Annotated in this window: 14 protein-coding genes; 9 read left to right on the top strand and 5 right to left on the bottom strand. The window is 37.8% G+C overall.

The features are described 5' to 3' along the window. Positions 1-2: 2 nt before the first annotated feature. Together B9A52_RS15020 and B9A52_RS15015 are read right to left on the bottom strand one after the other, a co-directional pair. The gene (locus tag B9A52_RS15020; RefSeq protein ID WP_084121226.1) at positions 3-1,547 is read right to left on the bottom strand and encodes a terpene synthase family protein; all 1,545 of its coding nucleotides are present in this window, start codon (positions 1,545-1,547) and stop codon (positions 3-5) included. Between the two features lie 242 nt (positions 1,548-1,789). Continuing rightward, entirely contained in the window at positions 1,790-2,389 is a 600-nt protein-coding gene (locus B9A52_RS15015) for a cyclic nucleotide-binding domain-containing protein (protein WP_084121225.1), read from the bottom strand. A gap of 424 nt (positions 2,390-2,813) precedes the next feature. Between B9A52_RS15015 and B9A52_RS15005 the strand changes: the two genes are divergently transcribed. Continuing rightward, positions 2,814-3,260: a MauE/DoxX family redox-associated membrane protein gene (locus B9A52_RS15005; RefSeq protein WP_157370171.1), complete on the top strand. Its 447-nt coding sequence runs from the start codon at positions 2,814-2,816 to the stop codon at positions 3,258-3,260. A 229-nt stretch (positions 3,261-3,489) separates the two neighbouring features. Next, a complete protein-coding gene (locus B9A52_RS15000) occupies positions 3,490-3,732 on the top strand; it encodes a hypothetical protein (protein ID WP_084121222.1) in 243 nt (80 codons plus the stop codon). 63 nt (positions 3,733-3,795) lie between these two features. On the opposite strand, the gene B9A52_RS14995 is transcribed toward B9A52_RS15000, so the two are convergent. The 3 genes from B9A52_RS14995 to B9A52_RS14985 all read right to left on the bottom strand — a co-directional run bounded on the left by B9A52_RS14995 (position 3,796) and on the right by B9A52_RS14985 (position 10,560). Then, entirely contained in the window at positions 3,796-5,154 is a 1,359-nt protein-coding gene (locus B9A52_RS14995) for a RagB/SusD family nutrient uptake outer membrane protein (RefSeq protein ID WP_084121221.1), read from the bottom strand. Between the two features lie 647 nt (positions 5,155-5,801). Continuing rightward, a complete protein-coding gene (locus tag B9A52_RS14990; RefSeq protein WP_084121220.1) occupies positions 5,802-9,023 on the bottom strand; it encodes a SusC/RagA family TonB-linked outer membrane protein in 3,222 nt (1,073 codons plus the stop codon). A 1-nt stretch (position 9,024) separates the two neighbouring features. Continuing rightward, positions 9,025-10,560: a TlpA family protein disulfide reductase gene (locus tag B9A52_RS14985; RefSeq protein ID WP_172805221.1), complete on the bottom strand. Its 1,536-nt coding sequence runs from the start codon at positions 10,558-10,560 to the stop codon at positions 9,025-9,027. A 290-nt stretch (positions 10,561-10,850) separates the two neighbouring features. Between B9A52_RS14985 and B9A52_RS25875 the strand changes: the two genes are divergently transcribed. From B9A52_RS25875 to B9A52_RS14945, 7 genes are all read left to right on the top strand, one after another. Then, positions 10,851-10,997, top strand: coding sequence for a hypothetical protein (locus tag B9A52_RS25875; protein WP_172805220.1), 147 nt, complete (start codon positions 10,851-10,853; stop codon positions 10,995-10,997). A 1,011-nt stretch (positions 10,998-12,008) separates the two neighbouring features. Next, a complete protein-coding gene (locus B9A52_RS14975; protein ID WP_084121217.1) occupies positions 12,009-12,407 on the top strand; it encodes a helix-turn-helix domain-containing protein in 399 nt (132 codons plus the stop codon). 209 nt (positions 12,408-12,616) lie between these two features. Further along, the gene (locus B9A52_RS14970) at positions 12,617-13,216 is read left to right on the top strand and encodes an Mce/MlaD family protein (protein ID WP_157370170.1); all 600 of its coding nucleotides are present in this window, start codon (positions 12,617-12,619) and stop codon (positions 13,214-13,216) included. 1 nt (position 13,217) lies between these two features. After that, on the top strand, positions 13,218-13,778 hold the full coding sequence (locus tag B9A52_RS14965; RefSeq protein ID WP_084121215.1) for a hypothetical protein: 561 nt from the start codon (positions 13,218-13,220) through the stop codon (positions 13,776-13,778). A gap of 3 nt (positions 13,779-13,781) precedes the next feature. Beyond that, positions 13,782-14,282 (top strand): hypothetical protein, encoded by a 501-nt coding sequence (locus B9A52_RS14960; RefSeq protein ID WP_084121214.1) that lies wholly within the window; start codon positions 13,782-13,784, stop codon positions 14,280-14,282. Between the two features lie 427 nt (positions 14,283-14,709). Continuing rightward, a complete protein-coding gene (locus tag B9A52_RS14950; protein WP_084121212.1) occupies positions 14,710-15,081 on the top strand; it encodes a hypothetical protein in 372 nt (123 codons plus the stop codon). A gap of 1 nt (position 15,082) precedes the next feature. Then, the gene (locus tag B9A52_RS14945; protein WP_084121211.1) at positions 15,083-16,003 is read left to right on the top strand and encodes a hypothetical protein; all 921 of its coding nucleotides are present in this window, start codon (positions 15,083-15,085) and stop codon (positions 16,001-16,003) included. Positions 16,004-16,074 lie beyond the last annotated feature (71 nt).

Raw genomic sequence — 16,074 nt, 5'->3', positions numbered from 1 at the left:
GATTAATACTCTATATATCTTTTGGTATCATAGACTGACCAAGCTACAGCACCGGATATTTGGTATTTTATGTTTTTGATAGCCGTAAGGACTGTCCTGCTATTGGGGATATAATTCTTTTGATATTTACGGTCCAATACCAACAATTCTTCCAAAGTTTGACTATGAATTTCAAGGAGGGATTTTTCGGCCTGCTCTTTTTCTATTCCCATTTCTTTTATCATAAGTGAAAGCCAATTATGAGGATCTTCTATGTGCTTTTCTTTTTCGTATGATAGAAGATCATTGGAAATAAAAATTAGCTTGGCTGCAAGGTTCTGATAAGATCTAAGATTTTGCCATACAGCGGATAAATCATGATGATTGTTCTCCATTGCAAATTTGATCAGGCCTATAGCCAAAATGCCTCCTGAAAAAACGGGTCTCTTTTCCAGATAGGAATGTATTGTAATTTGTCTCCTAAAATCCCTGTTACAGGCCTCCCATTGGTTCTCCCGCACATAATTGTTCATCATACACTTGAAATAACTTCTAGAATCAGGGGATGCCAACAATGAAAATTCTTTCCATAAATCGAAATAGGCATTCAGGAAAATTCTTAGATTTTTGTTTCTTTGTTCAATAATCATCTCATTCATAATATCCTTCATTCCCGAAGCCAATTCCATCCAAAACCTGTGTTTTTCGCCGACAGGAGTTTTATCTGTATAGTCATCAACAATAAAGAGGAAAGCATATAATTTTGCTAACCAAATACTTTTTTCTATTGTAGCCTCAGGGTAAAGTCTGGCCGAAAGCCAAGTCATTTTCATTTTCTGATAATCTGAGATTGCTTTTTGGGAAGGAAGTAAATGATGGTGGGATGCCCAACAGGTCACAATAGAGTCTATTTCTTCCACATCACTATGCACTATAGAGTGGAATGGATAATGGAAAATCTCTTTTGCCTGTGCCCTGACTAAGATTGATTTTCTGTTTGTATATTGTTTTGAATAATATCGGGAAAGAGTTTTTGAACTTATCCCCAGCATTTCACTCAGCCTTTTGGTCGATGGAATCTGAAACTGTTGGCCCATTTTTTCCCTTAACAGTGGGATAGCTTCCGAATGGTGCATTTGTGTTATGGCTATCCATTCCAAGTCGGATTTTTTGGCCCTAGAAATCAACTTTTCTGAAAGTGTTTTAAATTCAGGAAGGTTTGATAAGATTTTTTCTTCAGCTGACCGGCTTACAGTTATCACCTTGGAATTCTCCAAAGCCACTAATTTATAAGGGCTTTTTGATTGGTTGGAGTAAGCATCAAGATCAAAAGCTACCTCAAAAGGAAGATAAATTCTTACAAGTCTCCTATCCTGAACAAGAGCCAGCATACCTTTAAGAATAAAATGGGCATAATCCTCATGAGTTCCTGCCGGCCTTAGGATTTTACCTTTTCTGAAAGTTCTTTCGTTAATGTAGTCTGCTAAACTATAGTACTCTTCTAAAGAGTGAACCTCTAAAGCGTCTAAAAATTGCTTCAGAAAAATCGGAATTTGGGTCTTGTCCATGTTTTATTAGTTTTAGTTAAACAATAATTTCAAAGAAACTTAATGCCCATCTAAAGGACGGGAAAATTACAATAAACTAGACATTCTAAAGATGTCTGATAAAGCCAGAAATCTCAACTAAACTCAAACAGTTCAAACAAGGGTATTACTAAATTTATAAAACATTTGATTAAATTGACAAAATTTACAACAGGAAATTTTCATTTCTTACCAAATTCAGGACATTTAAAAATAGTTTTATCCTATTCCTTGAAGGGTAAATGACTTATTTGTTGTATCGTTTTTGAAAGACTTGATCTGGAGATTCCCAGGTATTTTGCAAGGAAAATATATTTGGTACGTATGATCAATTCTGGATGGTTAACTTCCAGAAATCTTAGTTTTTCACTTGTATTCATTTTGGACAACTTGTTTAGAAGGTTGATTCTTTCGATTTCAAGTTGGATCAAATGAGATTTTAGCAAATTTGCTTCTTGGGGATAACTTTTAAAAAATTCCATGAGTTTATTGAAAGGAATAGCCAAAAGAGAAACCTGACTAATTGCGTACCAGGATAATTGATTGTTATCAAGAAGAAAATATCTAGAAATATCGCCAAATGGAGAAGGTTCATAAATTATTCTATACCAATCAGAATCCGGGTTTTGCTCTAATGTGGCCATTACAAGGCCGTCATTCAAAAAATATAAGAAGTCATTATCATCATGAAAACCTATTAAGTCAAAAGGATTATAAGAGAGAACGCGAGTATTTTCAAGTATGCCGTAGAACAAATCATTGAAAAACAAGCTGTGTTTCAAAGCATATTGTTTTATCTGAAGCCGTCTTTTGTAAATATCCATTTCTTCATTTATTTAAAAATTTGAAGGAAAAAAAAGCTAATATCTAAAGCAATTTATTGGGGTCTGGATTTTGAAAAATCTTCAGATTGGGGACATTTTTACCTAAAATCGATTTAAGAATTAAGTTCCCGGATTGGATGATTGATTATTTTCCCTTGATAATCAAGTGTTATAGGTTAACTAAAGGTACTTATAGACATTGAATCCATGTAGTTCGAATAAAATTTAAATTTTGATGGAACTTCTATTGAAAATATTTGGGAAAATCATATTTCTCCATTTTTTGATTGAAAAAAGATAATTATTTAGTGAATTTTTTTTTGTTTTATTGAATACAATTACAAGAAATTCCAGGTTTTGGGTAAAAGTAAATTTCCGGTTTTGCGGGTTGTAGTTTTTGGTTTTAGATTTCTTCAAAAAATCAATGATGAGTATCCAAAAAGCAATCCCGACTTTGTTTTTAATTGAATCATTTTTAAAAATGATTCTAACCGCACTTTGGGGATATTCATTTTTTTCGAAAACTATAACTTACCAGGCATTTAGGATTTCTATTCTAAACCAACCTTTTTCAGATTCATTTGGGGAGGTTTTGTCAATTATCATTCCACTCATTGAATTTCTTTTATTGGTTCTTTTTTTTGTTCCAAGATTCAGCTTCTTTGCTTTTCTTGGTTCATTGATTTTACTCACTGTTTTCAGTACATATATAGGATTGGTGCTTGTGGATGCCTTTGATAAAATCCCTTGTGGATGTGCCGGAATTTTCGAAAGAATCAGTTGGGAAGCCCATTTTTGGGTCAATGCGGGGTTAGTTGGAATTGCAGGGATAGGATGTGGGCTTAGGGGAAAATTGGATTTTGAAGGATAAGAAATGAAGAGAAAAAAGATTCCTTATAAAAGGATGGATTTAGAACAGAATATTGGTTATCCGGTTGGTGGATGACAAAAAATACTGTCCGACCTTATGGAAAGGATGTGTGGGTAAGGTCTGCATCCTTTCAGGCAGGTGAAAGGTGGAAGCTGAAAAACCTTAAATGAGTAGGCAATCAACTAAACGTTTTTACTGTCTTTTTTGATTGTAAAAAAAACAGAGATTTATGGAAAAATTAATAAAGAAGCTGCCTGTTTTGGGGTTAATCCTGGCAGCTATCGGTGTGTTTGCTTTTTCTGTTCCCAATCAAGGTGAACTGAGGGCAAATATTGGAGGGATTTGGACTCCTATTCCTGAAAACCAAGCCTATAATTGTCTCCCTGATCCGGAAGAGGATTGTGTGGCACGGTTCGATGAACATGGGGTGATGATTCCCAGTACCCTTGTGAAAGGGTTATATACTCCTTAAGGAGTTACAAAAAGAGGCTGTCCACAATATGGGCAGCCTCATAGTTTTATAAATAACAGGGTCTTAATTTCTAGGATTTTGTACCAAACCGCTCAATTCGATTTCGTTATCCGGAATTGGAAAGGCATACCTCGGATCCAGGGGTGGTAAAGTCAAAATATTTCCGCCTATTGTTCTACTTAACGTGACCTTCTCGTCTGAGGAAAAGTTGAACCGCCTTAAATCCTGCCACCTTAATCCTCTAAATACCAATTCCTTTCTTCTTTCTTCCAATATTTTATCAAGTACATTATCAGTCTGAATACCGGATTGGAAGTCATATCCAACTGGAAAACGAAACTGTAATAATTCAAAAACTGCTGCCTTCGCTTCTTCCAGTCTGTTCAATCTTGCCAAAGATTCTGCTTTTATCAGGATTGTTTCCCCTGTAGTAAGACCACCAAAAGCCCTTATGTTTCCTGAATAATGTCCTCTAAAATTGACCAAGCCGGAGGGTCTTGTAGTATAAAAGATATTTCTCCTCAAATCATTGGTATCATATGAATCGATGAGATCTGATCTAGGTACTAAAAGCTGGGAAAGTGTGTAAAGTCCCAATTGTAAATTACTTTGAAATATAATCTCCTGATTGAGTTGAGGAATAGGATTGGCAAGTGCTGGACTTAGGAGATTGAAATCCAGAACAATATCATGGATTGAAAGGGCTTGTTGGGCATAATCCAAAGCGTTTTCATAGTCTTGAAGAGCCAGATAAATTCTTGCAATCAATGCCAATGCTGCCTGTCGGGAAGGTCTTGTCGGTTTTTCAAATCTTGTTTCCAATAGTGGGATGGAAGTTTTTAAATCTTCCAATATTCTGTCATAAGTCTCTTTCAATGTTGCACGTTGAACTTTTAACTTGACATCGGGAGAAAGACGAAGTACAATTCCCGGGTCATTGTCATTTGAACCGGGTAAATAGGGCATAGCAAAAACAGTAGCTAGATTGTAAAAGGCATAGGATCTATAAAACAGGGCGGAACCTTTTAAGGAAATACCTTCCTGACTGTTTTTGATTGTAGGATCGAATTTTTCCAATTCTTCCAAAACGGTATTGGTGAATAAAATCTGACGGTAAAGGTTATTCCATTCCACGGAAGATCTGCCTTCAAAAACATTAGGTTCCCATAAATAGGCATTTCTTTCGAAAATCTGTAATGAAGGGATAGCCTGTGGCTGTAGATCGAAATCTGCTGAAGCTACTTCAGGAATAGCAGGTTCCATGTTGAAATATTGAATATCATTATCAAGGAGAGCCCTTAAATCACTTAGTGAGTTAAGCGTCAACAATGCTCTGTTTGGTTTTTCCTCCAAAAAACCTTCACAGCATACCAGAATGGGCATGAGGAATAGTAGTATAAGATTGTAAATTCGATTTTTCATTTTGATTTTTGTTTATCTCCTTTCCTGAATGAAACAGATTATATGGAGTAGATTGATGATTTAATTTCTGTTGTTGTTATTACCTCCCCCCTGGCCCCTCTCCTGATGGAGGGGGAACTGGGGGAAAGGTTACTGCTATGCATTGTCATCACCTTTTGTGAATCCGAAAGCTACATTTGGGTTTATTTTCAACTATTAACAAGTATGAGAAAGGACGGCAGTTTTTTACCTCACCCCCCGGCCCCTCTCCTTGAGGAGAGGAGGGCGTTGTGGAGTTAAGGGTTGTATGTTTTGGTTTGTTTATTGTTGAACCTTCCGGGATTTTAAAGACCCCAAATAATGTGTCGGTGAGTGGAGACACTCATTGAGGCGAAAACATTTAAGGGGGAAAGGTAAAACCTTCGGGGTCGGAAAGACCCCAAAGGGAGGAAGGGGGTGCCCGCCGCAGCGATAAGGTTCGCTGCGGACCAGTTGCGCTTACTTTTTGTTTTAGGTTATACATAGGCGGGCAGTTTTTACCTCACCCCTGGTCCCTCCCCTGGAGGAAAGGGGGATGTTGTAGAGGGAAGGTTTTTGTGTTTAAATCGGATTTTTGTTGAAACCTTTGGGGTCGGAAAGACCCCAAAGGTTTTTGTGTTTAAGTTGGGTTAGAAATCTATTCTGAGGCCAAGAGCCATGCTACTTAATGGTTTCATGGAGCGGAATTCGGGGTCCAGGACATCGTCTGTTGCCTTCCAAAGCAGACCGACATTGTTTGCGTAGCAAAACAATTCTGCATTACGGAAAGGAAGAGTAGGTATATTCTGCTTTCTTAATGTATATGAAATCCTGACATCCTGAAGACGGATATTATCGGCCTTCCTGACAAGGGATTCAGAATATGCATGGAAATCATCACGAGAGAGATTCCCTATATCAGGTCTGGATGGTATCTGGGAAATCGATTCATCGCCAGGGTTTTGCCATCTATTTGCATAGTCCCCATGCCCCATTTCACCTCTTAGTATAGGTGTGTACCTTACAGAATTCATTCTGTAAAAATGGCCGAAGCGGTATGTCATGTTGATAGACACTGAAAGATTCTTGTAGGTAAGGGTATTTCTTAAAGCTCCAAAAGAAGTTGGTCTGGCCGGGCCATGGTATATCATCGTTTCCGGAGTATAGGCACTAATTATCGATGCATAATTCTCACTCAGTTCCCCGTCGAGAAATCCCCTTGGATTGCCGTTATCGGGATTTAGACCACCCCAGTGGAGGCTATGGACAGAAAATAAGGGTCTTCCTTCCATTGGAAAAGGCATTGAAAATGGATTAGCTCCGGCACCCTGAGAGAGATAATTGATTACAGATGCGTTTACTTTGAAATCTGTCACCTCTTCTTTGATAAAGGATATCAACCAATCTGTTTCCCATCTTATTTTTTTGTCGATGTTTCTTGTATAAATGGCCAGATCGGCTCCTTTGGTATTGGTACTTGCAAAATTACCCCTGAATTGTGTCACCCCTGAGGATGGGGGAAATGGACTATCTCCTATGAGATCTATTCCGTTTTTAAGATAAAATTCAAGGTTGCCCCTTAGCCAACCTGAACGGTTTTCGAGGTCAAGGGCAAGATTGAATATCTGGATTTTTTCCCATTGTAGGTCCGGATTGCCAATGTTTCCCAAATTAGCAGCCGGAAACCCTGAAAGGAAGCTGGTCCCGATAATTGTAGCTGTGGTATATGCGGATACATTCCTATCTGTATTGCCATTATATCCATAAGATGCCCTGAGTTTGAGAAAAGGGAGCCAAGAAGATTTGTAGAAATCCTCTTCACTGATAATCCAAGCTGTTCCTGCTGACCATAGTGGTACCCATTTTTGGTTAGTCTTTACTCCAAAAAGATTAGAGGCATCTCTTCTTCCACTGGCACTGAAGATATATTTTCCCTTGAGAGTATAGGATGCATTTGCAAAATAAGAAATGAATCTATCATTGAATTCACTCAGGGAATTGTTAAATAAAATCCGTTGTTGCTGCGCCGGGTTATTGAATCTTTTGTAGAAATTTTCATAGTCCACTCTTGTCACCAAAGCTGTCTGGTCATTGTATCCGTAATTTCTCCAAACATTGGAAGTGTTTTGAGTTGATTTGATTTCCCAACCGGCTATAGCATCGATTCTTGATCTGTTGGTTCCCAATGTTCTGTTAAAATCCAATTGTGTTCGAAGATGATTGCTGTGCCCTCTTCGGAGGGTGTTGTTCAGAATACCTCCCAAAGGAACAGGTCTCATTAGGACACCGTTTTCCAATTGGGTAAACTGGTTGATGATGTCCCTAGTAAAATAAGTTTCAATTGGAAAGTGGGAATCATTCTTAAAGTCATTTTGCCAATATTGATAAATGGCTGAGGCGGAAATATGTTCTGTTATTCTGTATCTCAGGTTTAAGTTGGCCCTGATATCAACTGAAGAATTCTTTATCTCGGTCAATTCAATTTCCTCCAAAGGTCTATATCTCCAATCCAATAACCCGGCAGCTTCAGCACTTTCAAGAAATGATGAACGATAATCCCTTGAAACAATCATTGGGTTTCCGGAAGCATCCTGTAAGCGTGCATAAGGGTAAAGAGGACGGACTCCTGAATATCTGAGCATTTCCACTCCCGGATTTCCTGCATCGGAATCGGTCAATGCCATGTAGAGGCCTGATTCGACTGAGAGTTTGTTTTTCAACAGACTTAGCTGATGTCTAAAATTGAGTGTTATTCTTTGATTGGCATTGTGGATAAGATCCTCCCGATTGTTGTCCCAACCTGTTGAAATGAAATATTTTTGGTTTTTACTTCCTCCACTTATGTTTAGCGCGTATTGTTGGAGAATGCTCTCTCTGTAAATTAAGTCCCGATAATCGTTTCTTACATCAATATTGGATAGGTTATTCAGAATTCCATCGGCTTCTTGCTGGGTGATCTGGCCGTCCCGAAGCTGAATAAGGGTTTCTACAGCCGGAGTAAGCACCGGTCTGCTTGCTGAATTTTCAAATGTGTTGTAAAATCCTCTTTGGAAAAGGAATTTTTCCAGGTCAACAAAATCAGGTGTGGACATGATGGGGCTATAGAATGGGTCAGGACTTTCCACCCAAGTCGTGTTCGCCAATAATGAAACCCTAGGCCCATCAAGATCTGCTCCGCTTTTTGTGGTAATTACTATTACCCCATTGCCTGCTTTGGCACCCCAAATTGAAGCAGCCGCTGCATCCCTTAGCACCGTGATGCTTTCCACGTCAAAAGGATTGATGGATTCAATGGGCCCATCGTAAGGCAGATTGTCAACCACTATAAGAGGCTGGGCATTTGCAAATAGGGTGCTTCTTCCCCTGATACTGATGCGGTCCTGCCCGGGACCTGCCCTATTGAAAATCAGACCGGGAGTCACGTCCTCCAATCTTTCGAGGATGTTGGTACTGATTCTTCTATTGACAAGTTCTTCCTCGACCAGGACAAAAGATCCTGTGGCTCTTTCTTTGGGGAGTTTTTGGTATCCTGTAGAGAAAACCTTTACTTCTTCCATAGAAATTCCTTCTTCTGACAGATCAATAAGGAGCTCTTTATCCGAAAAAAGGTCAATAGAAGTATTCTGCGGAGTGTAACCGATAAAGCTTGTCAGCAATTCGTAGGTACCTGGTGCAAGTCTGATTGAAAACCCGCCTTCATTATCAGCTATTCTTACCGCTTTTCCCTGGTCGAAATTGATAACTGCACCCGGAAGGGGTTCTTTGGTTCTGGTATCGATCACTTTTCCTTTGATCATGAACTGTTCAAGCTGTTGTGCCCATAGACTGCTTAGGCAGGCTAAAAGGCCGATTGTAAGTATTGTTTTTTTCATTTCAGTTATGATTGGGTTTTGTATGGTTTATGGAATTGATATGAGAAAGGATAAGCTCCAAAAGGGCGTCAGCTGGAAGATTCAGTCCGGTGTTTTTAACAACGATCCCATCCGGAGAGAGCAGGATCTGGGAAGGGTAGCCAAAAATATTGTTCTCGTTCAGCCATGGAAGGTGATGCCCCTCCCCTGCTGTAAAGAGGTTGATTGCATGTGAAGAAGTGTAGGTGCCTTTTTCCAAGCTTTTGAGCCATTTTTCCGGGGACTTGTCCACGGAAATTGAAATGATCTGAAAATCTGGATTTGTTGTCAGCGACTTTTCGAGTGGACCAAGGCTTTTTTCATAGTATTTTATGCATGCCGAACATCCTGTGTACCAAAAGTCAATCAATGTCCACTTGCCCAAATAGTCATATAATCGGACTGGTTTTAGGTCAGAATTCTGAAGGGCTGCATCGTCGATGATTTTGCCCAGGTTGGATGAAAGCAGGTAATTGTTTATGAAAGTTCGGATTTCTTCATTTTGGAAGAGAGGTATCCATTCGACAATCAATGATTTGTCCAGGTCTTTTTGTCTTACCAAATGCTTTGCCAGCAAAAAATCTCTGTATGGGGCAGGTATGTCCTCTAAAATTGCTTTGTGCCAATCTTTGTTGTCGGCTTTTGCGAATATCCTGGCAGCATAATATAGGAATTCGAGATAGGGGTCATTTCCCTGGACATATTGGATCGGAGGAATTTCCTTTAAATGTCCTTTTAAAACTATAGATACTTCAGATAAAAAGCTATTTAGAACTTGATGGTTATTTTTAGCTTCGAGGTTGAGTATTTGGACATATATTCCATAAACTGCCTCTCTGGCAATTGTTCCTCCCAACCAAGTTTGAAGCATTTGATATTTGTCCTCTTTCAGGTCATCTTTGAAGCCTGAGAGAACATGCCATCTCGGATCACTGGGATTTGTGGGGTTGGACAGGTTAAGTAGCAATTCCCTGTTTTTTTGTTCAATTGTCTGCTCTAATACAGTGATTTCTTTTCTCCAAGTCGTCTTGGATTCCTTGACAGTAAGGGCAACATTTTGGTTGGACAAAAACTTTGCTTTATCATCAGTGGCAAAGACCATTGGGCGGGAAAGTTCCTGTTTGGCTTTTTCCCTTTTCATGAGATACTGGACTTCAAAAAATGGTGCTGAAGGTCCGGAAAAAACCGTGGTCCCTGTAGTCTGATCAAACCTTATTTTGAGGCTGTCTCCTGGATTGTAGAGAAAATTTGATATTAAAGTATTTTCATCTGCCCTAAGGCTAAAAAATCCATTTTGATTCAAGTCAGTAAGGTGGAATGTAAAGATATGTTCCCCATTTGCCCCATCCCATACATTGCCAATTTTGGTATCAGCTTTAAGAGAAATTGGAGAGGGGTTTTTGGAGATGAGGTCTATAGGGTTTGGAAGTATTTCAAGCTCTACTACCGGGTATTTTTGATGGGTATATATTTGGCCATAAATCAGCAATCCTGATTTTTTATTCTGGGTAAGGGGCACGGAATGCTGGGATTCCGTGCCTGTGGTGGTTTGGGTGAAAGCAACTTTTGGAAAAAAGAAGATAAGGGTTAGAGATGCGAGAATATAGACTTGAGATATGAGACTTGAGATATGAGACCTAACTCGGGTAAGGTAAGTTTGAGATTTGGGGCATGAGAGCCAAGTGCCAGGAGTCAAGGGCCAAGAGACTAGAAGTGAGGGGCTAGAGGGTAGATTTGAGATGTGAGACATGAGATATGAGAATGTAGCAAGAGAATAGATGTGAGAAGCGAGAAGCGAGAGACGAGATTTTGAAAAGAACCAAGAGACAGGATTTGAGAACCAAGAGACAAGAGACAAGAACCAAGATGGTGGAGTTGAAGATTGAGACTTTGTTTCCTGCCTATGGGAGGTTTGGTATGGTGGAAAGGGGGTTTGGAAGGTTTGTTTTATTGTGATCATGAGGTGAGAGAGTTTTAGGAGTTTGGAAAGGAGGCAGGGGTGGCGGGAACCGATGTAGGCGATAGCTTGGACCCCCTGCCCCCTGAAGGGGAATTCTGCCCCCTGCCCCCTGGAGGGGAGTTTTACCCACTGCCCCCTGAAGGGGGTTCTGGGTTCGAGGGACCTGGAGGGGTGTTGCCCCCTGCCCCCTAAAGGGGGTTCTGGCCCCTGCACCTTGAAGGGGAGTTCTACCCCCTGCCCCCTGAAGGGGGTTTTCGGGTGGTGTAGATTGGAGAGATGGCTTCGGTATAGGCATAGGAGTGCCAGGAAGCAGTTTTTGAGGAAGAGCTTCATTTTTTAGATGTGAGATGGGAGACGTGAGATATGAGACTTGAGACTTGAGAACCAAGAAGCAAGAACCAAGAGCCAAGACCAGCTTATGTGGAAAGTTGGGACAAGGTTTAACTTATGTAGGCTTGGTTTCTACTTCTGGAATTGACTCCTATTCCTACGTCTGGTTAAGAAATGGATTTGGGGTGTACCGGGGCCCTCTGCAGCGGGGTTGGGTACGAAGTGGTGGATTGCCTGCCTGAAAAGGGTATCTTGCTCTACATGTGGGTATCGTATGCCGGCCAATCCTAGGAAAATAGGTTCTAAATAGGGTTTTTTGGTTTTCTTTCGAAAATGATGTCGAAAGTTGATTGCCTTTGATTTCGGGCCAAACTTTTATTTAGGGCGGTAAGACTCTGAAATTGAAAGCAATTGAATTTATGCTTGGTACTAAATGACATTAGCTGTTCACTCCTCTCAAGGAAGTGTAAGTTATAAGCGCTAAGTGGTTGAACTAATGTCATGCACAATTTTATGGATTTACTTTTGAAAAAAAGATTTTAAAGAGTAGTTTAGGGTGTGCTTAAAGTAGTTTAACACTACTATTTAGATTGTTCTGATAAAAAATAAAAGAAGTGGGCTTTGATTGTCCCAATTATTTAAAAAATCCATTAAATTAGTATAATAAAACGTTAACCATGGGAGAGAATGAAGATTCCGGTTTTACAGTGCTGGAGAACAAAAATATAGGTAGAAATCTGGCCACTTTCAGAAAGTTACGAGACAGGAAAGCTATGGAAGTGGCAGAATATCTTGGGATAAAGGAAGCTGCCTATACAAAGTACGAAAGAGGTGAAAGCAAAATAACCATAGAATTGATCCAAAAAGTGGCTGAATTTTTAAATGTGGATCCATTGCAAATCGTCAGTGCCAATCCTGGTCATGTCATTGAACACTTGACTAATTCACCTTTCTCAATTTCTGGAAATGTAAAAGCCAACTATGCAGATAAAAATCAGACAGAGGTAATGCTGAAGATGATGGAAACCATGATGCAGATGAATGAGGCTATCAAAAGGATTTTGGAGAGTAAATGAACAGGTATTTTGGTAAGGGACAGGGATGCTGGAAAAAAATAAATGCATGATTCAAAAGCCAATCTTTTGAATACTCAAAATATAATTAAATTCGTTAAAAAATCTAAAAATAAATCTTTTCTCAAAAAAAGTGGGTTATCTTTAATTAAAGTGAAAAACCTATGAAATATATAGAGATTCCTGAAAGTCATTTGGATGGTTTCCGATCATTGAGTCTGTTTTCGACTGAGGATTATGAAAAATTTAAAGAAATTGTATCAACTATAAAATTTGATGGCCAAAGGGAAATTTTTGAAAGCCTTGACCAGTATATCGGAGCCCTAAACCAAGATTATAAGGATATATTTAAGGCATTGATCAGTGTGTTTTTATTACATGCTGACGCCGGTGAAATTGATGGTGATTTTATTGAAGGGTTTTCCGCATCCTTTAATAGGAAGCTGAATCCAAAAAAGAAAAATCAAACAAAATTATTGACAGATAGAATAAAAGATCTTTTTTATTCAAGCCATTTATTAATATTAAGTTTGAAGGCGGCAAGCCTATATCAAGAAGCCGAACATTTATTTAGTCAGGGAAGGGTGTTGACAGATATCCGACCTATATTCAATAAAGATGCCTCTGAGTTTTCTGAAAATTATGCGATTTTATTGCATAGGCTTAAAATAGAATTTAATGAAGAAGACGGAAGAAAGGATATTTATTTTACTATGACGAGAAACCAAATATTGGAACTTTCTGAAACGTTGGCACGTGCATTGGAGAAAGAACGTACCATTAAATCTAAGACACACTTTAAATTTTTATAATATGCAATTATCTGCAATTGGAACCCAAAAGGAATACAGAAAAAAGAATGGCTATCATAATACCCAACAAAACAATAAAGATTGGGGTATAAGCAGAAAAAGTTTTCTTCCAAAAATCGTAGAGATTTCTATTGATCAATCAAATTTTCAATCCATATATACCACAAGAGAAATTCAAAATTACTATTTCAGTGATAGGTTTGAATCAGAAATTAAGGAGGTTGCATCATTAAATGACAACTGGGATGAAGAAGGTGCTTTGAAACCTGATTCAGAAAATTTAAAGCATGCAGTGTTATTTATAATTTTCTATGGAAATTCGCTATTGAAAAATCTGGGGAAATTTTTGCCATACCCTGAGGTGAATCCATGTAGGGATGGGTCCATTGATTTGGTTTGGAGGGATAATTCGAGTTTTCTAATCATTAATTTTCGGGATCAGAGTGGTCAGGTTGCCAATTTTTATTTTGACCAATATGATCCCATCCTAGGCAGGCAGGGAGGATTTGTGCCATCTGAACTAGATCATGACATACTAAATTATTTAAAGAAATTTGTTTGATAAATGTGGGTTAAGGAAACCATTAATGATCAAGATAAACTATACTTTTTTATTCATATTCATGCAGTCAAATATGATAAAGAGGATAGAGAACCTTTTGTACCAGAATCGAACCTTACCAATACTCCAAAAGAGGGGCCAGATAAATCTTGTGATTGGAGCAAATACCATAGTCCCCAAGAGACACGTGAATTAAGAGGAAAAGAGTATAAATTTGGAAAATCAGTTTTTAAAAGACCTGAGGAGTTTTTTGTTTACAGTACAAGGGCAAGGGATTGGAGAGGAATTAATCTTCCATCCTATAAGCAATTGGTAGAACATGATCCTATTTTTAACGACCCTGAACCAATCGGTATGCCCAATAATAGGGCTCATGGAATTATCATTGGAAACAAAGATGATTTGAAACTCAGGACTATTATTGCCAGAAGCATTAATTGGGAAATTGCTCCTCCGGACACCAAAATTGATTGTCTGGCATTAAAAAAAGCATTAGGTCTTTAGTGAATATCTGTAAATCAACAAAGTAAAAGATTAGAGTTTGATGAGACGGGGGTATTCGACTTTAGAGAAGGTGTATTTAGAGATGAAGATTTCCAATATTATTATGATGAAATGCCTATTGCAATAAGGAACTTTGATACCAAAGGCAAAAAAAGGACAACCCTGTACTGATTTAGAAAAAAGAAATTATTACAATAAAGAATGGGTAATCTGGCAGATGTCGGATCATCTTCTTCTTTGGACTGAACTCAAGATTGATTTTACCCAAAGTTACCTTAATAGTCTTCCTCAGGGTAAGAAACCTTTAGCGAATTTGCCTAAGGTATAATTCTAATCTTCAGCAATTTCTGGGTTTTGACCGAAAAAATATTGGAATTGAAAATATACCGAAAAGGTTAAAAAGGAATCTAAACATAATCTTATAAAAATGAAAAAAAAATTGAATATCCGTATTAATGAGGAAGAATATATAGGGTTAAAACAATTATTCGAAAATTCAGCCCTAAAATATATTTTAGATGAGCAAGTGGAAATTGAAGATTTTGGAGCTTCTGTTAAGCACAAGGTTTATTGTATTTTGGAAATTCTTGGAAGAAAGGATTATGAAGAAATTGACGATGAAATGTTTCTAAAAAGTGATATTGGGATGCATGAATACAGTTTCAAACAACTAAGAAACTCATTGAACGAATTGATCGAAGAAGCGGAAAATCGAAATTGGCTTACATTAAGTGATGTTTTGAAGTTTATAAAGGTTAAAGATGTTACAGGTGAAATGGTAAAAAGACTAAAAGTTTAGGATGAAAAAGTTGTTTTTTATTTTACTTTTATTTATGGCAAACTCTGTCAAATCCCAAGAAAATGAGGCTTTGGATGTTAAATTGAAATTCAAAGAAAGAGTTTCAGTAAGAAAGTCTTTTCAGACATCAAGTTTAATGCTTGAACCGGCAGTTTTTACAATTACAATTCCAGAAAATAAAACAAGTTCTTGGTTGTTTGATGGAGCAATAAGCTATGAATGGATAAATAAGGAAATATTTGTTCCAACAAATCTTAGAACTATTTTCGAGTATCATAGGAATACTTTGATAGAGAAAGAACAGTTTAATTATAATTTCGGTCTGAATTATGAGAAACAATGGAGAAAAATTGGACCTGGTGAACCTTTTTTTATTCCTGTTTCAATTTTGAATGGAAAATTCAATAAAGATTTAAAAAAAGGGAATGAATCTTTAATGTTTCAAGCTTATTTTACCTTTTATTATACATATTGTAGAAGTGGATGCAATTGGTGGCAAAACCAAATTTGGAAACCGGGGCAACGTATAGGAAGTAGCAAAAGTCTTTTAAATTTTATTTATTTTCCGTATGTAGGAATTGAATCTGAAAATAGAATAAGAACGGAATTGGAGTCCCAAAAAGGATCCATATATAGATGGATGTTGAGGTTCAACTCCAACTTTTTTTTGTTACCTAAATTTTTAAATGAAGATTTAGTTCTTGGGATAGATTTTCAGATTAGGAGAAACTTTTCTAATTCGGTACAAGAATTCATGAATATCTCGCCAAAGATATTTAGAGGAAGTCTAAATTATACTTTTCTAAAGGGTACTGGTAACAAAAAGGGAATAATAGGTTTGGATTATACAAGAGGAGAAGACCCTTCAGTAAACTTTGAGAAACAGGCTTTTTGGGCGTTCGGTCTTAAATTTGCCTATTAGGACTTGGATCCTCTTTTTATTGTGAAGCTATATTGCTTGGAATTTTAAGAATTCAGATTTTTTTGAAATGC

Source organism: Aquiflexum balticum DSM 16537 (genome assembly GCF_900176595.1).
Lineage (GTDB): Bacteria > Bacteroidota > Bacteroidia > Cytophagales > Cyclobacteriaceae > Aquiflexum > Aquiflexum balticum.
Note: the sequence above shows the minus strand (reverse complement) of the source record. Positions and strands in the feature narration are given on the sequence as shown.

Bases quoted from the DNA above. Each gene is read 5' to 3' on its own strand.
- B9A52_RS14995 (WP_084121221.1), bottom strand. From the start codon at position 5,154: ATGAAAAATCGAATTTACAATCTTATACTACTATTCCTCATGCCCATT.
- B9A52_RS15005 (WP_157370171.1), top strand. From the start codon at position 2,814: ATGATGAGTATCCAAAAAGCAATCCCGACTTTGTTTTTAATTGAATCA.
- B9A52_RS14975 (WP_084121217.1), top strand. From the start codon at position 12,009: ATGGGAGAGAATGAAGATTCCGGTTTTACAGTGCTGGAGAACAAAAAT.
- B9A52_RS15015 (WP_084121225.1), bottom strand. From the start codon at position 2,389: ATGGATATTTACAAAAGACGGCTTCAGATAAAACAATATGCTTTGAAA.
- B9A52_RS14960 (WP_084121214.1), top strand. From the start codon at position 13,782: ATGTGGGTTAAGGAAACCATTAATGATCAAGATAAACTATACTTTTTT.
- B9A52_RS14945 (WP_084121211.1), top strand. From the start codon at position 15,083: ATGAAAAAGTTGTTTTTTATTTTACTTTTATTTATGGCAAACTCTGTC.
- B9A52_RS14965 (WP_084121215.1), top strand. From the start codon at position 13,218: ATGCAATTATCTGCAATTGGAACCCAAAAGGAATACAGAAAAAAGAAT.
- B9A52_RS15020 (WP_084121226.1), bottom strand. From the start codon at position 1,547: ATGGACAAGACCCAAATTCCGATTTTTCTGAAGCAATTTTTAGACGCT.
- B9A52_RS15000 (WP_084121222.1), top strand. From the start codon at position 3,490: ATGGAAAAATTAATAAAGAAGCTGCCTGTTTTGGGGTTAATCCTGGCA.
- B9A52_RS14950 (WP_084121212.1), top strand. From the start codon at position 14,710: ATGAAAAAAAAATTGAATATCCGTATTAATGAGGAAGAATATATAGGG.
- B9A52_RS14990 (WP_084121220.1), bottom strand. From the start codon at position 9,023: ATGAAAAAAACAATACTTACAATCGGCCTTTTAGCCTGCCTAAGCAGT.